Annotated in this window: 16 protein-coding genes; 8 read left to right on the top strand and 8 right to left on the bottom strand. The window is 66.5% G+C overall.

Annotated elements, in window-relative coordinates; all coding sequences use genetic code 11:
• Nucleotides 1-6: 6 nt before the first annotated feature.
• Nucleotides 7-1,224, top strand: coding sequence for a M20 family metallopeptidase (locus tag BLQ73_RS05265; protein ID WP_093168842.1), 1,218 nt, complete (start codon nucleotides 7-9; stop codon nucleotides 1,222-1,224).
• Nucleotides 1,225-1,348: 124 nt separating this feature from the next.
• Nucleotides 1,349-1,477, top strand: a complete 129-nt coding sequence (locus BLQ73_RS34460; protein ID WP_275936262.1) for a hypothetical protein — start codon at nucleotides 1,349-1,351, stop codon at nucleotides 1,475-1,477.
• Between the two features lie 62 nt (nucleotides 1,478-1,539).
• On the opposite strand, the gene BLQ73_RS30985 is transcribed toward BLQ73_RS34460, so the two are convergent.
• The gene (locus BLQ73_RS30985; protein WP_143020134.1) at nucleotides 1,540-1,830 is read right to left on the bottom strand and encodes a hypothetical protein; all 291 of its coding nucleotides are present in this window, start codon (nucleotides 1,828-1,830) and stop codon (nucleotides 1,540-1,542) included.
• 1,051 nt (nucleotides 1,831-2,881) lie between these two features.
• Between BLQ73_RS30985 and BLQ73_RS30980 the strand changes: the two genes are divergently transcribed.
• The 4 genes from BLQ73_RS30980 to BLQ73_RS05245 all read left to right on the top strand — a co-directional run bounded on the left by BLQ73_RS30980 (nucleotide 2,882) and on the right by BLQ73_RS05245 (nucleotide 7,470).
• Nucleotides 2,882-3,673 carry a chymotrypsin family serine protease gene (locus BLQ73_RS30980; protein ID WP_143020133.1) on the top strand — a complete coding sequence of 264 codons (792 nt, stop codon included), beginning with the start codon at nucleotides 2,882-2,884 and terminating at the stop codon, nucleotides 3,671-3,673.
• 107 nt (nucleotides 3,674-3,780) lie between these two features.
• Nucleotides 3,781-4,092, top strand: a complete 312-nt coding sequence (locus BLQ73_RS05260; protein ID WP_143020132.1) for a hypothetical protein — start codon at nucleotides 3,781-3,783, stop codon at nucleotides 4,090-4,092.
• 1,072 nt (nucleotides 4,093-5,164) lie between these two features.
• A complete protein-coding gene (locus tag BLQ73_RS05250; protein ID WP_338056594.1) occupies nucleotides 5,165-6,589 on the top strand; it encodes a helix-turn-helix domain-containing protein in 1,425 nt (474 codons plus the stop codon).
• The gene (locus BLQ73_RS05245; RefSeq protein ID WP_245690808.1) at nucleotides 6,586-7,470 is read left to right on the top strand and encodes a phosphotransferase enzyme family protein; all 885 of its coding nucleotides are present in this window, start codon (nucleotides 6,586-6,588) and stop codon (nucleotides 7,468-7,470) included. The genes BLQ73_RS05250 and BLQ73_RS05245 overlap by 4 nt, the downstream gene beginning before the upstream one ends.
• Before the next feature lie 4 nt (nucleotides 7,471-7,474).
• Here BLQ73_RS05245 and BLQ73_RS05240 read toward each other — a convergent pair whose 3' ends face one another.
• The 6 genes from BLQ73_RS05240 to BLQ73_RS05215 form a co-directional block, all read right to left on the bottom strand.
• Nucleotides 7,475-8,605 carry a hypothetical protein gene (locus BLQ73_RS05240; RefSeq protein ID WP_245690807.1) on the bottom strand — a complete coding sequence of 377 codons (1,131 nt, stop codon included), beginning with the start codon at nucleotides 8,603-8,605 and terminating at the stop codon, nucleotides 7,475-7,477.
• Nucleotides 8,606-8,620: 15 nt separating this feature from the next.
• Nucleotides 8,621-10,669 carry a methyltransferase, FxLD system gene (fxlM, locus tag BLQ73_RS05235; protein ID WP_093168834.1) on the bottom strand — a complete coding sequence of 683 codons (2,049 nt, stop codon included), beginning with the start codon at nucleotides 10,667-10,669 and terminating at the stop codon, nucleotides 8,621-8,623.
• 36 nt (nucleotides 10,670-10,705) lie between these two features.
• Nucleotides 10,706-11,755 (bottom strand): lanthionine synthetase C family protein, encoded by a 1,050-nt coding sequence (locus BLQ73_RS05230; RefSeq protein WP_093168832.1) that lies wholly within the window; start codon nucleotides 11,753-11,755, stop codon nucleotides 10,706-10,708.
• The gene (locus BLQ73_RS05225) at nucleotides 11,752-13,746 is read right to left on the bottom strand and encodes a lantibiotic dehydratase family protein (protein ID WP_245690806.1); all 1,995 of its coding nucleotides are present in this window, start codon (nucleotides 13,744-13,746) and stop codon (nucleotides 11,752-11,754) included. Before BLQ73_RS05225 ends, BLQ73_RS05230 begins: the two co-directional genes overlap by 4 nt.
• Nucleotides 13,747-13,825: 79 nt before the next feature.
• Nucleotides 13,826-14,011, bottom strand: a complete 186-nt coding sequence (locus BLQ73_RS05220) for an FxLD family lanthipeptide (protein ID WP_093168828.1) — start codon at nucleotides 14,009-14,011, stop codon at nucleotides 13,826-13,828.
• 600 nt (nucleotides 14,012-14,611) lie between these two features.
• Nucleotides 14,612-15,169: a D-glycero-alpha-D-manno-heptose-1,7-bisphosphate 7-phosphatase gene (locus tag BLQ73_RS05215; protein ID WP_218125631.1), complete on the bottom strand. Its 558-nt coding sequence runs from the start codon at nucleotides 15,167-15,169 to the stop codon at nucleotides 14,612-14,614.
• A 195-nt stretch (nucleotides 15,170-15,364) separates the two neighbouring features.
• On the opposite strand from BLQ73_RS05215, the gene BLQ73_RS05210 reads away from it, so the two are divergent.
• Both BLQ73_RS05210 and BLQ73_RS05205 read left to right on the top strand, forming a co-directional pair.
• Nucleotides 15,365-17,008 (top strand): carbamoyltransferase family protein, encoded by a 1,644-nt coding sequence (locus BLQ73_RS05210; protein ID WP_093168825.1) that lies wholly within the window; start codon nucleotides 15,365-15,367, stop codon nucleotides 17,006-17,008.
• A 37-nt stretch (nucleotides 17,009-17,045) separates the two neighbouring features.
• Nucleotides 17,046-17,972 (top strand): glycosyltransferase family 9 protein, encoded by a 927-nt coding sequence (locus BLQ73_RS05205; protein ID WP_093168823.1) that lies wholly within the window; start codon nucleotides 17,046-17,048, stop codon nucleotides 17,970-17,972.
• A gap of 76 nt (nucleotides 17,973-18,048) precedes the next feature.
• Here the strand turns inward: BLQ73_RS05205 and BLQ73_RS05200 are convergent, their stop codons facing one another.
• A complete protein-coding gene (locus BLQ73_RS05200) occupies nucleotides 18,049-18,450 on the bottom strand; it encodes a MerR family transcriptional regulator (RefSeq protein WP_093168821.1) in 402 nt (133 codons plus the stop codon).
• Nucleotides 18,451-18,499 lie beyond the last annotated feature (49 nt).

Here is an 18,499-nt window from a genome sequence, read left to right as displayed (position 1 = left end):
ACGGAAATGACAGGCAACGACAACACTCCCCTCGACCTTGCGGGCGTGCTCCAGGCAGCTCACGAGGACCAGGCCGCCGTGGTGAAGCTGACGCGTGAGCTGGTCCGGATCCCCAGCCGGGGCGGGATCGACCCCTACGATCCGGTGCTGGAATGCATGGCCTCCTGGCTGACCGAACACGGTTTGCTCTGCCGACGGCTGACCGGGCAAGGTGGGGGCACGGTCGCCCTCATATGTGAGATCGCCGGGAGCGGGCCAGGCCCTCGGTATGTGCTGGACGCCTGCTTGGACACCGCGCCGTTCGGTGATGAGAAGGTCTGGAGCTATCCCCCTGTCTCGGGTGAGATCACCGAGGGGTGGATGCACGGTCGCGGCTCGTCGGACTCCAAAGCGGGAGCGGCGGTGTTCGCCCACCTCGCAGTACGGCTCCAGCAGACGTCCGACCGGTGGCCCGGAAGCGTGGTGCTGCTGTTCGACGTCGATGAGCACACCGGTGCTTTCGGCGGGGCAAAGGCCTTCTTCGAAGACCCCGCTCGTGGCCGGGTCGACGGGGTGATGATCGGCTATCCGGGGTTGGACCACGTGGTGACCGGCGGTCGCGGGGTCTTCCGCGCAAGGGTGCACGTGCACGGAGTCGCCGGGCACTCGGGCGCGAGCCGTACCAGTCCGTCGGCGATCGCCAAGGCCGCCGCCCTCGTCTCCCGCCTGCACCAGGCGCCCCTGCCGGGACCGGCGGGGCCGGGCTTCCCGCTGCCGGCCAAGCTGACCGTCACCGCGATCGGCGGCGGCGAAGGCTACTCGACCGTTCCCGATCTGTGCACCTTCAACGTCGATATCCGCCTCACGCCCGCTCTCGACGACCAGGCCGCTTTGAACCTCCTGCGCTCCGCCGTCACCGCCCTCGATGTCGAATGGCCGGGGACGCAGCCGAGCCATGTGGAGCTCACCACCCGCTGGCCGGCGTTCGCGCTGGCCGAGCAGGACCCGCTTCGGGTCGCGCTGCTCGCGGCGGCCGAGGAGGTCGGGGTGCCGTTGGCGGCGAAGGTGGCCGGGCCGTCCAACATCGGTAACTACCTGGCCGGGCTCGGCATACCGGCCACCGCAGGGTTCGGCGTGGACTACCGGGGCCTGCACGGCACCGACGAGAGGATCCGGCTGGACTCGATCCCGCAGGTCCATGCCGTCTACCACCGGGCGCTGCTCAACCTGCTGACCACGTCCTGAGCAGCGAGCCGGTCCCTACTGTCGACAAACAGGCGACATATGCGTGCCAAGGGATGCGCTGGCCGGTGATGGGGGCGCTGGGTGTTGGTTGCCGCGTCAGCCATCACCCCCTTGGAGGATGCCGGTGGACGTCTGCCCAGCCGATCTGAGCATCGGATTCCCCCGTGAGAGCGGCATCGAGCGGCGCACGATCCTCACCCCTGCCGTCGGCCTGACCCATCCGCTCGGCTGGACCACCGTCGCCGCAGCTTGACCACTACCGCAGCCACCCCATCGACGGCCTTCAGCTACTCGGTCTCATGACATAAGAACACTTCAGCCCTGCCCTTGTACATCACGCTGAGAGACGTGGCTTTGCAGCCGATTCTCCCGAAGGTGGATCTGAACGCCTGGTGTCATCACAGGCATAGATCCCTCGGTTGAGAGGTTCAGCCGCTCAAGGTTCTCACCGGCAAGCAGTCCCTGACAGCGGCTTTCCACCTCACCTTCAAGAGAGCCGACCATTACCGATTGGGCATTGCCCATACGAAGAGAAGAGAAGAGGAGAAAGAGACTTGCCGAATCAAATGACCTGCAGATGATCACAGAGGGCAGTGCACTGATCACAAATCGTGAAGGCAGCTTCTGACAGAAGCCAATACGGCGAGGCTTGTGCAGATGTCAACGAGCGCGCACCTTGTTGATCACCACAAACAAAGGAGGAGTACTATCTTGAGCTCAACCTTTGCTACATATCAGCGCCAATTGTTACGCGCAGCCTTGGTTGGCGTGCTGATCAGCACCTCGATCTCCATTTTGCCGCAGTCGGCCTATTCGGAGGCTCATCAGCCGGCAAGAATGCTGATCGATGAAGCATCGGACCACCCAGCTGAGATTCTCGGCACTGCGACTGAGGACAGAAGAGCGGTCCGCCATCCCGATGGCCGCGTAACGGTTGAGAGCTGGAGTCAGCCGGTGCGGGTAGAAAAGCCGGACGGAAAATGGGGGTGGATCGATACAACTCTTGTCGAAAAAGACGGGGCCCTCCAGCCGAAGCTATCCAAATCCGGGCTGCGACTTTCCGTAGGTGGCGAAGGCAAGCCTCTCGCTAGCCTTTCTGCAAGTGGTGATAGCGCTCTTCATCTAAGCTGGACGACATCGCTACCACGCCCAACGGTCGCAGGGAACAGGGCGACCTATCCGAACGCAGCAGGTCCGGGGACAGACCTGATAGTCACCGCTCTAGGCACGGGGTTCCGTCAAGAAATAGTTCTTCACCAGCGACCAAAGAAGGGAATCGACCTCTCACTACCGATACGTACGGAGTCATCCGAACTGAGCAGCACAGAAAACGGGCGGTTGCAGCTGACCGACAATTCGGGGCGACGAATCGTAGAATCATCCTCAAGCATCAGGTTGGCTGGCACTCCGAGCAACAAGTCCAAGTCAAGCGCCAATCGAGCAAAGCCGCTCAAAAGCGCGATGGTCGTTGAAGATGGTACTCAGAAGTTGAGTCTATCGCCTACAGGATCTGTTCTCGATGACCCCAAGACCACGTATCCACTTACGATAAGTTCCACCTTCCTGATGTCGCTGGACAACGACGTTGACGTCGCCGACGATAGCCAGCTCGCAGATCCCACACGCCCTTTCCTAGTAGCTGGCTCCGTATTCGGAATTGAGACTTGCCCTTGCACAGCATTATGGCCTGCACAATGTGGTGATCTGGCTTCAGCCCGACGCCGTCCCTCCGGTGCTGCAGGACAGTCGACAGGATGATAACGACACCCATGTGAACGGCGGCAGCAAATTCACCCTCGCCATCGGCGGAAATTGCACGACCGGATTCGCCTGGGGAACCGCATCCGACAATTACATGATCGCTGCGGGGCACTGTGCGCCCACCAACAGTCCTCCGGACAGATTCCCTTCTATCGGCGTCCCTCATGGCACCAGTTGGACTGACGGCCCCGGAAGTATCACCCCTCCGGGGAAAACAGGTAAGTTTGGCGACATCGCTCGTATCATTCTCTACAAGAAGCACACGGCTTCCATCTTCATCGGTGGCCCTAACTCTACGAGCAAGCGAGGAGTCGCCGGACGTTGGTCGCGTACCTCGCAGAAGGGCGATCGCTATTGCACTGGGGGTATCACGACAGGCCAACTATGTAATTGGGTGGTCAGCGCGGTCTCTGAGACGCTTGAAATGCACCACAACGGGAGAAAGATAGGAGTTCTCTCTCCGGCCACTGTTGGCAAGAGGGACGGAACCTGCACTCGAGGTGGGGACTCCGGCGGCCCTGTCTATACGATTCGACCTGACGGTTTCATCACGGGCAAGGGAATCACCAGTGGTGGACGCAATATGGATCAGAGCAGCTGGTTCGTCAGTTGCGCCAACTACTTCACGGACCTGGAGAGAGTCGCTACCCTCTGGGGCGGTGATATAAAGAAGCGTAGAGTCAACTGAGTGGAAGGTCTCCATTGGCTGTGCACGGTGTCAGGATACCAATGCTTCTCGCGCTGGGTTTGGCGGTTTCCGTCGCCGGCTGCAGTATACAGCCGAGCTTATATTCTGTGAGCTCGATCACCGTATCGCCTGATGGCCGCACCCTCACTGCGGAACTCTTGTTCAGCAAGGTGGAGCCAGATGGGCGGTTCTGCCAGGAGATCGTGGACAAGACGGCAACCGAGTCCCCGACAAGCGTAACGATTGCAATCCAGGCCAAGAACTCATGCCAGTCCGCCTTTCCGTGGAGCTCGGAAAGCTCATCTTTAGTCGGATATCCCTTCAAGACCAGCTTGACTTTGAAATCGCCTCTGGGTGACAGAAAGGTGTTGGATAAGTTCAGCGGGGAGAACATCGCACTGCGGGAAGGTCCTCAGTGAGGGCGTTCTATCCGGAATGTCCGGCGAGATCTAGACAGACCTAGTTTGAGCACGCATACTCCAAGGCCGCTGTCATGAGGAGAACCTCCTCGTGACAGCGGCAGGGCTGAAGCGTTCCTCTGTCCTGCGAGCGCATAGCTGAAGGCCGTCGATGTGGTGGCTGCGGCGATGCTGGTCCAGCCGATCGGGTGGGCCAGGCCGATGGCCAGGTTGCGCGGGGCTCGCCAGGATTGGGGAGCGGCACCGGTTCTGGCCCTGCAGGCGTTCTCGCGGTATAGCGTCTCGGATGTGGTGCGGAATCTCCACACTCCAGTGGCCGCGGACTGGTGTGGCGTGTTGCGCATGGTTGATCCTGCACGGCGGAAGGCTGGTAGCGGCGTGGATCGTGACGATCCTCAGCAGATGTCGGTGCGTCATCGGTAAGCCGATGTCCCAGACAGCGCACCACCGGAGCCCGGAAGGTGATCGGGCATCCCCCGCCGCCCAGCGCCACCTCCTGATCAAGAGAAAGACCCTGAAGGCACAGCAAGTTCAGTTACGGAGGAGCTCGACCGCATACTCGTCGAGCTGCTGGGCGCACCGGAGCCCGCGAGTGCGGAAGCGGACCAGATCGCGCCGTATCCCAACCACCGCCTTGCGGGCGCGCGCGGAGGCGACGCCGTCCATGTGGTCCAGTGCGCTGGACCAAGTGGCACATGCCTGCTCGATTCCGCCCTGTGCAAGGAGAAGCTCTCCCTCAGCGACCAGATCCAGGGCGACTATCCGGGCATAAGCGCGCGGACGGCAGGCCGCTGCCCGCCGATAGTGCTCGGCGGCGTTCCTCACATCGCCAAGGGCCTCGAAGGGCTTCCTTCAATTGGTTCGGCTCGCCGGGAAATGGACGGTGAGACGGCTGTCCGGCGAATGATCCGAGCCGCACGGCAGACGACTCCGAACGGCTGGACCCTGATCACTCGACGTGACACGATTGAAGGCGCTGTCGCCAAAGCCGAGCCACGCCGCGAAGCGGACACCTTGACCGGCGACTGACTTGTCCACTTCCGCCGCGTCACCCGGCAACCCTGGGACTGCGATGCCCTACCCGCTAAGGCAGCTAGATCCAGAAAGGTCGCCAGAGGCCCGCTTCGGTGCCGAACTGCGACGCTGGCGACTCATGCGCGCCTACAGCGGTCCAGCGCTGGGCAGAGAGGCCGCAGTCAGCGGCAGTCTGATCAGCAAGATCGAGGGTGGGGACAGGCGATGCGCCCCCGATTTGGCCGCACGGCTGGACGAGATCCTCACCACCGGGGGCGCGCTGACGGCCGTCCTCAACGAGACGCCCTCTCCGTCGAGCCGGTCAGGCAAAGTGGACAGTGCCCCAGCAAATCTGGACAACCGCCAGATTCACGGCCGTTCACCTACTGAGCCGCCGTACCAGTTGGCCAAAATAGGACCCGGAGAACCCGACGACGGGGGCGAGGGTCCAGTGCAGCGACGCACGTTCATGATGTTGGCGGCGGGCACCGTCGCAGCGAGCCAACCGGCCACGGGACTCCTCGACGCGCTCGCCCCCTCGGCGCCACCGGCCCGTGTGACGCCGGAGGAGATCAAGCAGATTGTTCAGGCGGCCCGGATGTTCGGCAGTGCGGACCACCCGTACGGGGGCGCTCTGGTCCGCGAAGCCGTCAATGCGCAGCTGCGGTGGGCCGTCCAGCTTCTCGACAGCGGCTGCCCGCCCAAGCTCCGTCAGCCGCTCTTCTCCGCCGTCGGTTCGCTGGCCGCGACCTGCGGGTGGATGGCCTTCGACTCCTACGCTCATGACGACGCGCGCACCATGCTGGAGCTTGCCCGCTCCTGCGCGGAGGAAGTCGGCGACTGGCATCTTCACGCGAAGGTCCTCTCCCATCTGGGACGACAAGCGATCTGGGTGGGCAACCCCGACACCGGGCTGACCTTCATCGAGCTCGCCCTCGTCCGATCCGACCGGCTGACAGCCACCGAGCACGCGATGCTCCACACCGGCCGTGCCCGCGCCCTGGCCAAACTGGTCCGGCTCGGCGACCGGGGCAAGATCGAAGAGACTCTGCGCGCGTTGGGCAAGGCCGACGAGGCGTTCTCCCACAGCGACCCGGCCATCGACCCGCCTTGGATGGGGTACTACGACGCCGCGCAGCACCACGGAGACACCGGCCACGCCCTCTTCGATCTGGTCGCGGCAGGGATTCGGGAGCCGCGAGCAGCCCGCCGACTCGCGACAGCCGTGTCTGGGCACACCGATCAGTACGCGCGTTCACGCGCAATTTCCGGCACGAAACTGGCCACGTTGACCATGATGACCGGGGATCCCGCCGAAGGCGTGACCGTCGCCAGGGCCGCACTACGCGATGCTGCCGGCATTCAGTCCCGCCGTGCCTTCACCGATCTCCGTGAACTGGCGCGGACCGCGGTGCCGCACCAGCGTGAGCACGGTGTTCCCGAACTGTGCGCACGCATCCGGAAGATGGTGCCCGACCAGTGACCCTCTCAGCGGACCTTCCACTCATCGTGGAGGAAGCCTGCGCCAGGGCTGGCCTCGACCCGTCCATGGCGACTCCGATCAGGATGGGCGAGAACTTCATCTATCGAGTCGGCGACGCCGTCGTCCGGATCGGTCGCGTCGGCCAGGGCACGGTCGCCGCCCGTGAGGTCGCGGTATCCGGCTGGCTCGCGCAACGGGGAGTTCCCGCGGTTGAGGCACTGAACGACATCGACCAGCCCGTCCTCATCAACGGCCGTCCCGTCACCTATTGGCGTCTCCTGCCCGAGCATCGACAGGGCCGTCCTGGCGAGATCGGCTCGCTTCTGAAGCGTCTCCATTCCCAAAGGGTTCCTGAGGAGATCGGCCTCGCTCCGTTGAACCCCTTCGTGAGGCTCCCCGAGCGGATCAGCGCCGCCTCGACGCTGTCCCCCGATGACCGTGCCTTCCTCGCCGATCACCTTGAGGCGTTGCGCGCAGCTTGGGGTCACCTCCCCGAAGACGAGCCGTGCGTCGTTCACGGCGACGCGTGGGCGGGCAACGTCGTCGTCGCCCTCGGCGAGACGTCCGCTTTCTTCGTGGATCTGGAGCGCTTCTCGATCGGCTCTCCCGCTTGGGATCTCGTCTCCACAGCGATCAAGCTGACGTCCTTCGCCTGGATCTCACCTGAGGACTACGCCGAGTTCTGCAAGGCGTACGGCCAGGACGTCACGGCGTGGGACGGGTTCGAAGTGATGCGCGATGTTCGAGAGCTGCGTATGACCTGCTACCTGGCGCAGCACGCGTCCGAACATCCCGACGCCAGGTCCGAGGCGCAACTCCGTGTCGATTGTCTTCGGGACAAGAGCGGAGCCCGGCCCTGGCGCTGGAGCCCGCTCTCCTGATCGGTCAACCGCCGCGCGCCTTCGACCGCGAGGTCTTGTCGATGAGGGCCCGCAAGCGGCGATCCGCCAAAGCGACCACCTTCGTGAGGGCGTCAAGCTGGCCCGGTTTGAGGAACCGTTGCCCGAGCCCAGCGGCCGAGACCACTGCTGTGAGCTTGCGGACGGAGTCAACGGTCAGCTGGGGCCGCTGCTCCGAGTCCAGGACGTCACGGGCCGCGTAGGCGTCGGCCGTGGCCACCTCGATGATCGCGCCACACAGGTCGATCGCGCTCGGCACATGTTGGTTCGCGGCCAGATCGAGTGCGGTCAGACCGGCGCGCACGCGGAAGGAAGCGGTCATCGGGTTGGGGTCATTGACCAGCGTCTTGGCCGCCTGAACCATCCGGTCCAGCTCATCGAGAGCCATCTTCGACCTGTCCGGCCGACAGTAGATCCGGAGCAGGTTCGCGACGGTGCTCTCCCACGGATCGGTCAGCGTGCTCGCGTCGATCGTTCGGACGGCTTCCTCATGGAGATTCTGCTCCACAAATGACATGATCTTGATCTGCCTGCCGTCGAGGAGACGGTTTCCGACTCCGCGGTGTGTGCTGATCGCGTTGGCGGCCTCCGTCCACCGGCCGCTCCGGGCGAGCGCTCGGGCTCCGTCGATAAGGAGCGTGGTCCACAGCTCGGTGCAGATCACGCGGTGGGTCTCGTCGTCGCGGATCAACGACGCCATGTCGATCTCGTGTTCTCCGATGACGGCGCTGCCGCGCTGCTGAGCAGCCCGGTACAGGCGGTGGAGGGTGTCGTATGCCGCGTCTCCGTCACCCTCCCGGATCAGGAGTCGTGCGATGTTGACCAGCGGCATCAGCGACATCACCGCGACGTCCGCGGGAAGGTCGTCCGACTCGGTGAAGATCTCGTGCTGACGCCAGCAGAGGTCGGCCGCGAGGTCCGGGAGCCCGGTGTCCGATGCGATCAAGGCGGCGAAGTTGAGGACCCCGCTGGCGCGGGCCACCAGCTGGTGGTGGTCCGCGCCAGGCGGCTCGACGGTCAGCGCGGTGAGCTCCGCGATGCGTGCTTCCAGCGAGAGCCCAGGGGGTTTGTTACGGCGAACCAGCGGGATGCGTGCGGCGATCGCGAGCTCTATCACTGCTCTAGCCCCTCGTCATGGCCAGTCGACGACGAGGCGGCTGAACTTCTTGTCGATCACGAAGCGCGGCTCAGCGGCCTTGAGCTGATCGCGGTGGGCGGCGGTGGCCATTCGGAACCCGGGCTCGGGCGCACTGTTGCCGTAGTCGCGGCTCCAATCGGCGATCGCGGTCACGATCTGGTCAGTGAGCTCCGCCGAACCGGTGCCGTGGCCGAGGACTCCGATCTCCCAGAACCGGCCAGCGTCATCCTCGCCCTCCCGGACGGTCAGGTAGGCCAGCGCCCCCGCGTCGAGAGCCGCCATCGAGCCCCATCCGAAGTGGGGCGTGAATCCGGGCCGCTGGCCAGGCATCCGGGACAGGCCGTTCGGGAGGACGCACGCCAGCCACAGGTAGACCCACTGCCACGGATCACCCTGCCGGAACTTGACCCCGGTGTACTTCCTAGTGGCTGGTGTGTCGAGGATGGTGGTCATCGCCTCGCGGTCGACCTGCTGTTCGCTGAAGGTCTCCAGCCGGACATTCCCGGGTCCCTGATGGTGGACGAGGGTGTAGACGTCGTCGCAGACTCCCTTGCGGAGCGGAACGAACGTCGCCATCTCGCAGGAGACGGTCTTCCAGGTATCGCCGTCTCGCTCGAAGGCGAAAGAGCGGGAGATGCTGCCGCGAATCCTCATCGGGATCACCAGGCGTCCGTTGGGCGCGAGCTGCTCCAGGACGGCGTTCGGAACGTCGCCGGCACCTACGCTGAACTGGATCCGGTCGTAGGGGCCGTGCTCGGGGAGCCCCGCCGCGCCGTCGGCCAGGAGCACGGTGACGTTCGAAGCACCGGCGGTGGAGAGGTTGGCCTTGGCGTTGTCGACGAGATCCTGGTCTACGTCCACGGTCCACACGTGCCCGCCGGGGTGGACCAGGCGGCCGAGGAGATCTGCGTTGTACCCGGTAGCGGCCCCGGCTTCGAGGATCTTGTGTCCAGGGCGCGGGTCGAGCTGCTCCAACTGCGTGGCGACGATCGACGGTGCGGAAATGCAGGAGATCATCTCGCCGTCGTCGTCGAGCTTGATCGAGACGGCGTCGTCCTTGTAGGCGGCCTCCGGCTCCGCATCCGGGACGAACGCGTGGCGTTCTGAGGTCGAGAACGCCTCGATGATCGCCGGGGTGCGCAGGTGGCCGGACGCGGTGAGTCTGGTCACCAGGTCAGCGCGGAGCTCGGCGGGATCGATGGTCGTGGTGATGGTCGTCTCCATGTTCGTGAGGTTATGGGCGGTCGGACCTGCTGATCCGCTGGGCGCGGCAGCGGGTTCGTCATCGGTGAAAGCAGCGTGTCGGGCCAGCCATGCCGCTGCCGATTGCTCGGCGACGGGCACGGCGGCTCGGTTGAAGGTGAAGACCACATGATGTGCGAGGACGGCGCGCAGCCCGCGCGTCAGCAGGCCGTCGGCGTTGAGTTGCCTGAGGCTGCGACCGGCTTCTTCGAAAGCCTCGACTCGTGCGAGCCAGCCATGCTCCGCGTCCTCTCGTTGTCCCGCGTCGGCGTTCATCAGGCGGCGCATCGCGGAGAGGGATGCCTGGCGTCGCCCGCTCGCGGGAGGCTCGATCTTCGGCCGGAGATCCGCGACCTTCGCCCAGACATCTCCGATCTCGAACGGATCGAGCCCGGCGGCTCGGTTCATGGTCGAGACGAGCAGGATGGCCCGCTCCCTGGTGCGCGCGTCTCCCGTCTCGGCCAGAGCCGCCCGGCTGTCGGCGCAAAAGATGTGGTGCGCGACGCTCATTCCCTGAGGCCCGCCGAACGCGTTGGTCTCGGGCTCATACACTCCAGCAGCCCAGCTAGTCGCCAGGCCAGCGGTGACGAAATCGTTCAACACCCTGTCCGCAGGACGCTCGGTGCGCAAGCGAAGCTTCCCCTCCTTGCGGAGAAAATGGAACCGCTGATCGGACAGGGCGGCCGTCAGGGCGATCGCGGCTTCCCTGCTGATTCCGGCACCGCCCTTGAACGTGACCGTCACCTGGCACCAGCCCTGCTCGGGCGTCATGACCGGGAGGTTCTCGTCGTTCCAGTCCATTGGTCGTGCTCTCTCCTGCTCAGGTCGAAGTTCGCGTTAGTCGATCAGCAGCGCGCGAGTCCAGCCGGTGGTGGTCGATCCCTCCAGCGCCAACCGGGCTCCGGTTCGACCTTCCAAAAACCCCGTCTTGGGCAAAGCCGCGATGGTCTCGGCGAGACGGGCGGAAAGCGCTTCGGCCAGGGCGCTGAACCGCTGCGGGCTGCGGCTATCGGCAGCTATCGCCCGTGTGACCGCGAGCAAGCCAGCCCAGCCGTGACACAGCGACGCGTCAATGACCAGACCAAGACGAACCGGATCAGTGAGGGCGTCGTACGCGCGGTCCTCGGCTGCCTGCTGTTTGGTCAGGTCTCCCGTTGCGATCGCCGCCAGCTGGAGCGCGCGAGCGATGCCGAGATCTCCGTAGCACCACGACGGCCTCCCCGGATGTGTCCGCGGTGGGTCGTTGGCCGCGAGTTGATCGCGCGTGACCCAGTAGAACGCCCCAAAGCGCTCCAACCAGCGGGAGAAGACCTCCATCGCCTCCACCTGGCCCTCAATGCGGGCACCACGACGCGCCGCGATCGCGAGCATCGCGAGCGGACCGGCGATCCCGTGCGCGATCCCGTGATTGCTGTGCCCGCCGACGGTCTCCTCGTGGCCAGGGCTGTCGTCCGACCACCAACCTGGTACTCCCTCCGACGGGGTCGCGAGTCCGATCAGGTAGGTCAGGACATCGTCGAGACCCGATGAAGGTCGGGGACGCGACAGGAGCAGCGCCGCCATCCCGGTGAGCCCGGAGATCAAATCGAATTCCTTGAGACTGGGGCGCCGTTCTGAGCCTCGGCGCTCGTCCGCAGCTGACAAGCGAGCACTGACCACTCGATCGACAGCGTCCTCTACGGCTGGATCTCGTCGGCCAGCACACCCGAGGACGAACTCCAGCGCGGGAGCGCCGTGGAACAAGGAGGCGTTCGCTCCGACGCTGACGCCATCGGCGACCGCGTCCGCCAGGAGCGGTCGCGCGGAGGCGAGATCGCCGCGTTCAAGGTGCAGAAGCGCCAGCCCGAGCGTTCCCTCGGCCAGCGCCTGCATGTGGGGTGCGCTCATCGGCTCGACCTCATCGGCAGAACGACACTATGGGCTCTCCCGCCGATCCACCCGTTCGCGTCGAGCGGTGGTGCCTCGTGGAGGATCGCGGTGCGGGAAGCGCTGAGGTGAGAGCGGAGGAGGTCAAGATCAAGATTCAGCGTGAGGTTCAGATGCAGGTGTTGGTCGTCCAGAGCGAGGAGTACACGCTCGGGAGCGCCGACTCCCAGCCGCCAGGTATGTAGCCGCTCTACCCAGCGCTCAAGGGGAGCCGTTCGATCGGGCAGCACCCGGGCACGAAGCTGCCACCGGGCGGCGGCCAGAACGCTGCGCCGGTAGTGGAGCGCCGGTGTGAAAGGCAGCGTCCATGCCGCGCCCCAGTCGAACCAGGTCACCTGGGGCGTCGCGGCCCTGCTGATCTCGGCCAGGAACCTGACCAGAGGAGGCGTGAAGCTGTTCCAGACGAAGTTGATAGCCGTCGGCGTCAGGAGCTCCAGACGGTCACCCGTCTCCGTCACGGTCAGATAGAGGTGCCCTGCTCGCAGTCCGACCGACAAGTCGGAGGCGAAGTGGACGTCCGGCCCCACATGTCGAAATTCGCCGACGCTCACGATCTTCGGAAGTACCTGCGGCGCGCGGGCCAAGAGATCGGCCCCGACGCGTGCGGGATGAAACGACAACTGCGCCAGGCTGGCCTGAGGGTCCACCGTTGGGAGGGTGGCGTACTCGGAAGCGGCCTCGGGAAACAGGTGCCAGAACCGCCCGGTCATCGTCCCCGCCGCGCGGGAGACGGTCAGCACCCGGACGCGGAAGTCGCCAGCATCAAGAGCGGCAAGCGAGCGCGACTGCACCTGAGCACACAGCTCAAGGTGAGGCGCTGGCACGAGCGCAGGGCCTCCGGCAGCCGCTTCCAGTTCCTCGATCATTTCCTCGGTGAGGATCATGGACCGTCGGCCCTCGACCGCAGCAGTGCCAGCGAGCTCCAGCAGCAGGCGGTCACGGCGCGACATCGGCCGTGGGGGCTCCTCGACCTGGCCGAAGCCGTCCGGCAGCCCCAACCCCGAGACTGGGTCGACCAGCCGGTCCAACTCGACCTCGGCACCTTCGCCGTACCGCTCCTCGAAGCGCTCGATGTAGCGGCGCCATGCCGCGGTTCCAGCCGGATAGGTGGCAAGCCTCGCCAGCGCGGTCGCAGCCGTCTCGATCTCGATGGAGACGGTCTCCGGCAGCCGCACCCGAGCGTCCAGGCGCACATCGACCGTACCGGCCGTGGTTTGCGTGAGCGCCGGAACTCCCGCGCTGGGATCGGTGACGGTGGCGGCGGCGCGCATCGCCGACCTGAGCAGGCGAACCCGAAGCAGCTCCCTCACGAGCGCGCCCGACCGCTCCTCACTGACGCCCGGAAACTCTGCCGAGAGCTTGTCGACCAGCACCGAACAACCGATCGGCGCGACGGCCGTCTTGAGGACCAGGGCCACCGCCGAAGTCAGCGCCAGCGAGAAGCGTGAATCGCCCTCCGACGGAACGAAGACGCGGTTCCCCTCCACCCGCGCCAGGTTGTTCACACACACATCGACGTCGGACATCACGACGGCGTCGGACTCCCGCTCGCTGAGCCAGCCGTCCAGCTCCGCCGGATCGACCCGAGCGCAGACCTCGTGCCCCTCTCCGAATCGCACGAACGCCCCAGCACCGAACTCGACGAGCCCGACACCCGCGAACCACCCAAACGGCGTAGACCGATGTACGTACCGGTTGGCGTAACGCGCGACGGACAAGGCGGCTCGCTGCATTCGACGCAACTTCAACGGCCGCCCACTGACGATCACGCCAACCTGTCGGGCGAGCTCCGGACTGGCAGAGCTGACCGCCCGCCGGAACGATCTGTCGGCCCACGCCCGGTCGATCCACGTCCGCCAGTCTTCCCCCGTGCCGTCCGGCCCCGGCCACGCAGGCAGATTCGGTCCCGTGAGGTTCACCGAGGCGCGAAGCATCGCCGCACCGCTGCGCATGTAGATCCTGCGCCTGACTCGGGTCATCTCACGCTCCGTTCCTGATCACGTGCCCGAGACCGAACAAGGACTTCGCCCTCTACGACGTCGTGCAGGCGCTGGGGCACGAGCTCCCGCACGTGTCGCCGGTACCGCACATCAGCACCGTGTCCGCCGCCGGCGTGCCCTCGATGAAGGCGATGTCGAGGTCGAACGGGTCGAACCCGCCGCCCTGGCCCTCGACGCTGGCCACCTGGGTCTGTGTCTCAATCGTTGGCGCGCTCATTCCTCTGCTCCCAATGCCGGGGACCCTGTCTGCCGCCTTCAGCCGGTGCCTTCACCAGGCACCAGGAACCATCGGGCGTCATCGTGACCGATTGAAATGCTCCGCGCCCGAAGCCGTCCACGCGCTGAAGTGGACATCGCTCCTGAGCGGCCACTTGTCCACTTCACCGACGGCATCCCGGCCGCCGCTGGCACCCCAGCCGCAGCCTTGGCGATCATGATGGCGGCACATCAGGCTCGGACCGTCCTCCTGTGCCGCTTCAGCCGGCTGGCACGGTCGCCCCACAACCCCCTTCCTGACCTGGGCAGTCACGGCAGTCTGTACAGCCACGAAGTACAGCAACCGCATCGGAGTGAGGGGCATATCCAGAGATCTTGAGAGACGGACTCACCCTCGTCAGCGGGTGGGACAGGAGTGCACCAGTGGGGTAGCCGAGATTTCGGGACGAAGAGGCCGTGGGTTCAAATCCCGCCACCCCGACCCAGTTTGACCAGATCAGGGTCCTGATCCGCTAAGCGGACCGGGCCCTTTTTCTGTGTGTGGGAGAAAATTGGGAGATGACCTTGGTCGCCGTGCCGTCTCTCCACAACGGGATCCCCGTCATGGGGCCGGTTCCGCGGGGACCTCGCCGATCGCTTTGAGCACTGCGGTGTGCAGGCTGTCGGCGGTCTCCTCGGCAGCTTCGATCTCGTGGCGGAGCGTGTAGCGCGTCGGCACCATGATCGCGCGGGCGCCCGCGGCCCGCGCCGCCTCGACGTCTCGGCCGATGTCGCCGATCACGACGCAGTCCCGGGCGTCCACGCCCAGGCTGGTGGCGGCGTGCAGGACGAGGCCGGGGGCGGGTTTGCCGCATGTGCACCGCGCCGCGTCGTCGTGGGGGCACACCGCCCATACGTCGAAGGGGCCGAGGAGTTCGTCGACCCGGGCGTTGACGGCCGACAGCCGCTCCGGCTCGATCAGCCCTGGGGCCGCGCCGGACCGGTTGGTGATCACACCGGTGGCCACGCCCGCGCGGCGGACCCGCTCGACCGCCTCGCGGCTTCCTGGGAGGGGTCTGACGAGGTCGGGGCGGCTGTTGTACGGGACGTCCTCGATCAGTGTGCCGTCCCGGTCGAAGAGGACCGCCGCGGGAAGCCGGGCGCGGGGTGAGACGGGCATGAGCCCTCCAGTAGTGGCCGAGGAGCCTGTGTCCGGATCTGCTACCCGGTCAACCATGGCGACATGCCTGATCCCATGCCTTCTGGTAAGAATGTTTAGGTCCACGAAGATTATAGTTCTTTATTTGCAAATGGAGTGTTTCATCCCTGGCGGCTCCTGGTAGAGGAGGGAGTACTGCCAACGGGAGGAATTAGCGTGAAATTTCTAGGAATTAACGCGATATTCCATGACCCCTCGGCGGCATTGGTGATCGACGGAGAGATAGCCGCAGCCGCCGAGGAGGAGCGATTCACGCGCAGGAAGCACGGCAAGGAGCCGGTGCCGCTCTCCGCGTGGGAACTGCCTGAACAGGCGGCGGCGTGGTGCCTGCGCCAGGCCGGCGTCCACCCCGCCGACCTCGACGCCGTCGCCTACTCCTACGATCCCAGCCTCGTACGGCATGGCGGCGGCGCCGACCGGGACCCGAACTGGGAGGACCTGCGCACGACCTACGCCTACCGCGCCCCCGCCTTCCTGGCCGCGGCCCTTCCCGGCCTGGACCCGGCCCGCGTCCACTTCGTCAGCCATCACATCGCCCACGCCGCCTCGGCCGGCCTGGCGGCGCCGTACGGCGACTCGGCGGTGATGGTGTGCGACGGACGCGGCGAGGCGACCTCCTATCTCGCCGGACGCTACCGGAACGGCGAACTCACGGTGCTCGCCGAGCAGGACCTGCCGCATTCCCTCGGCCTCATGTACGAAGAGGTGACAGAACACCTCGGATTCCACAGGTCAAGCGACGAATACAAAGTCATGGCCATGGCCTCCTATGGCGAGCCCCGCTTTCTTGAGGAACTGCGGGAGCTCATCCGCCCCACCGCAGACGGCGGTTTCCGCGTCGCCCCCATTACCTGGACCGACTACACCAAGCCTCTCCGCCAGGGCGAGCCCTGGACGGCCGACCACACGGACCTGGCCGCAAGCGTGCAGCTCAGGCTGGAGGAGGTCCTGCTGGACCTCGCCCGGTGGCTGCACCGGAAGACCGGGGAGCGCCGCCTGACGATGGCCGGGGGCGTGGCGCTGAACTGCGTCGCCAACACCCGCCTCCTGCACGATGGGCCGTTCGACGACATCTGGGTCCAGCCCGCCTCCGGCGACGCCGGCACCGCCCTCGGCGGCGCCCTGCATCTGGCGCAGATGTACGGCGAGCCCACCGCGCCCATGACCTCGGTGGCTCTCGGGCGCGGCTGGGACGACGAAGAGCTGCGGGCCCTGCTCAACCTGGCGCGGGTGCCGTACGAGCGGCCTGCCGATCTGGCGGCGGCGGTCGCCGAGGAACTCGCCCGCGACGGGATCGTCGCGTGGTTCCAGGGGCGCGGCGAGTTCGGGCCCCGAGCCCTCGGCGGACGCTCCCTGCTCGCGCATCCCGGCAACCCGGGCAACACCAAGCGGCTGAACGACGTCAAAGGCCGAGAGCAGTTCCGGCCCGTCGCGCCCATGGTCCTGGCCGGCCGCGCCGCCGAGGTCTTCAGCCGGGGGCCGCTCCCCAGCCCCTACATGCTGTTCGTGCACGACGTGCGGCCCCGATGGCGTGAACGTATCCCGGCGGCCGTGCATGTGGACGGCACCGCCAGGGTCCAGACGGTCGATCCGGCCGACGACCCGCCGCTCGCCCGGATGCTCGCGGAGTTCGAGGCGCGCACCGGCCTGCCGGTGGTGATCAACACCAGTCTCAACACGGCGGGACGCCCTACGGTCGACGATCCGCGGGACGCGCTGGAGTACTTCGGCTCCGCCCCGGTGGACGCACTCGCCATCGGCCCGTTCCTCGTACGGCGGGGGCAGGTGTTCGCCTCGTGATCACCGTTGTCGTCCCGTCCACCGAGATGTCGCGGCCGTGACGGACGCCCCCGTCGTGCTGGTGCTCCGGGGGCTCGGACTGGGTGACCTGCTCACCGCGGTGCCCGCCCTGCGGGCGCTGCGGCGCGCCTACCCCCGCCACCGGCTCGTCCTCGCCGCACCGGCCTGGCTGACGGAGCTGCTGCCGCTGATCGGCGCGGTAGACGAGCTGGTGGACGTGTCCGGCCCCGGCCCGGTGCCCGTCCGCTCCCCCGAGGTGGCCGTCAACCTGCACGGGCGGGGACCGCGGAGCACCCGTGCCCTGCGCGCCCTCCGGCCGGGCCGCCTGCTCACCCACGCCCACCCCCACCTGCCCGAGGTACGGGGGCCGGCGTGGAATCCCGAGGCGCACGAGGTGCACCGCTGGTGCCTCATGCTGCAGTGGTACGGGATCGCCGCCGACCCGGCCGACCTGCTGCTCGCCGTACGCACCCCGAAACGCGCCGGGCCGGTCATCGTGCACCCGGGAGCCAAGGACCCGGCGCGGCGGTGGCCGCCCGCCCGGTTCGCCTGGGTGGTGCGCGAGCTGCGCATGGCGGGCCACGACGTCGTCATCACGGGTGACCAAGACGAGGTCGGCACCGCCGAACGCGTGGCGCGGCTCGCCCATCTGCCCGCCGACCGCGTCCTCGCCGGACACACCGGACTCGGCGACCTGGCCGCGCTGGTCGAGGACGCCTCGCTGGTGCTCTGCGGCGACACCGGGATCGCCCACCTGGCCACCGCCTGCCGTACGCCGTCGGTGGTGCTGTTCGGCCCGGTCTCCCCGCAACTGTGGGGGCCCGCCCCCGACGGGCCGCATGTCGCGCTCTGGGCGGGCCGGACCGGCGATCCGCACGGGGAGGAGCCCGACGCGGGGCTCCTGCGGATCGGCGTCGAAGACGTCCTCACCACCGTGATGGACCGACTGGAGGTGACCGTGTGATGAACGTCGCGAACGCCCGAAATAGTGTGAGTCCGCAGCCGACAGTGCCCACCACTTTCACGGTCCGTTAGAGGGGTTAGAGGGGTGGTGTGGCCTCGGCGGCGGGATGCAGGCGCAGAGCCGGGCAGTGTTCCGGATCTGGGTGTATGGCGAGGTCGATGACGTGGTCGAGGTTGCGTGCGGCTTCCTCAAGCTCGGTGATGCTCGCGGCGATGCGGGCGCGTTCGGCACGCAGGCTCTCGATCAGATCGGGCTCCGCGTGACCGGCGTCGACGCAGGGCAGGATGGTCGCGATCATGCGGCTGCTGAGCCCGGCGGCGTAGAACTGCTGGATGAGCCGCACGCGGTCGACCGCGGAATCCGCGTAGGTCCGCTGGCCGCTCGCTGTGCGCTCGGAGCTGAGGATGCCCTGCTCTTCGTAGTAGCGGAGCGCGCGGGTGCTCACGTTGGACTTGGCGGCCAGTTCCCCGATTCGCATGCTGTGCGTCCTCCTGACTGGTCTCAACGGCCGGTATTCGTCGCGGCGC

The sequence above is a fragment of the Sinosporangium album genome, from assembly GCF_900100605.1.
Classification (GTDB): domain Bacteria; phylum Actinomycetota; class Actinomycetes; order Streptosporangiales; family Streptosporangiaceae; genus Sinosporangium; species Sinosporangium album.
This window is presented reverse-complemented; position numbering and strand designations above follow the sequence as displayed.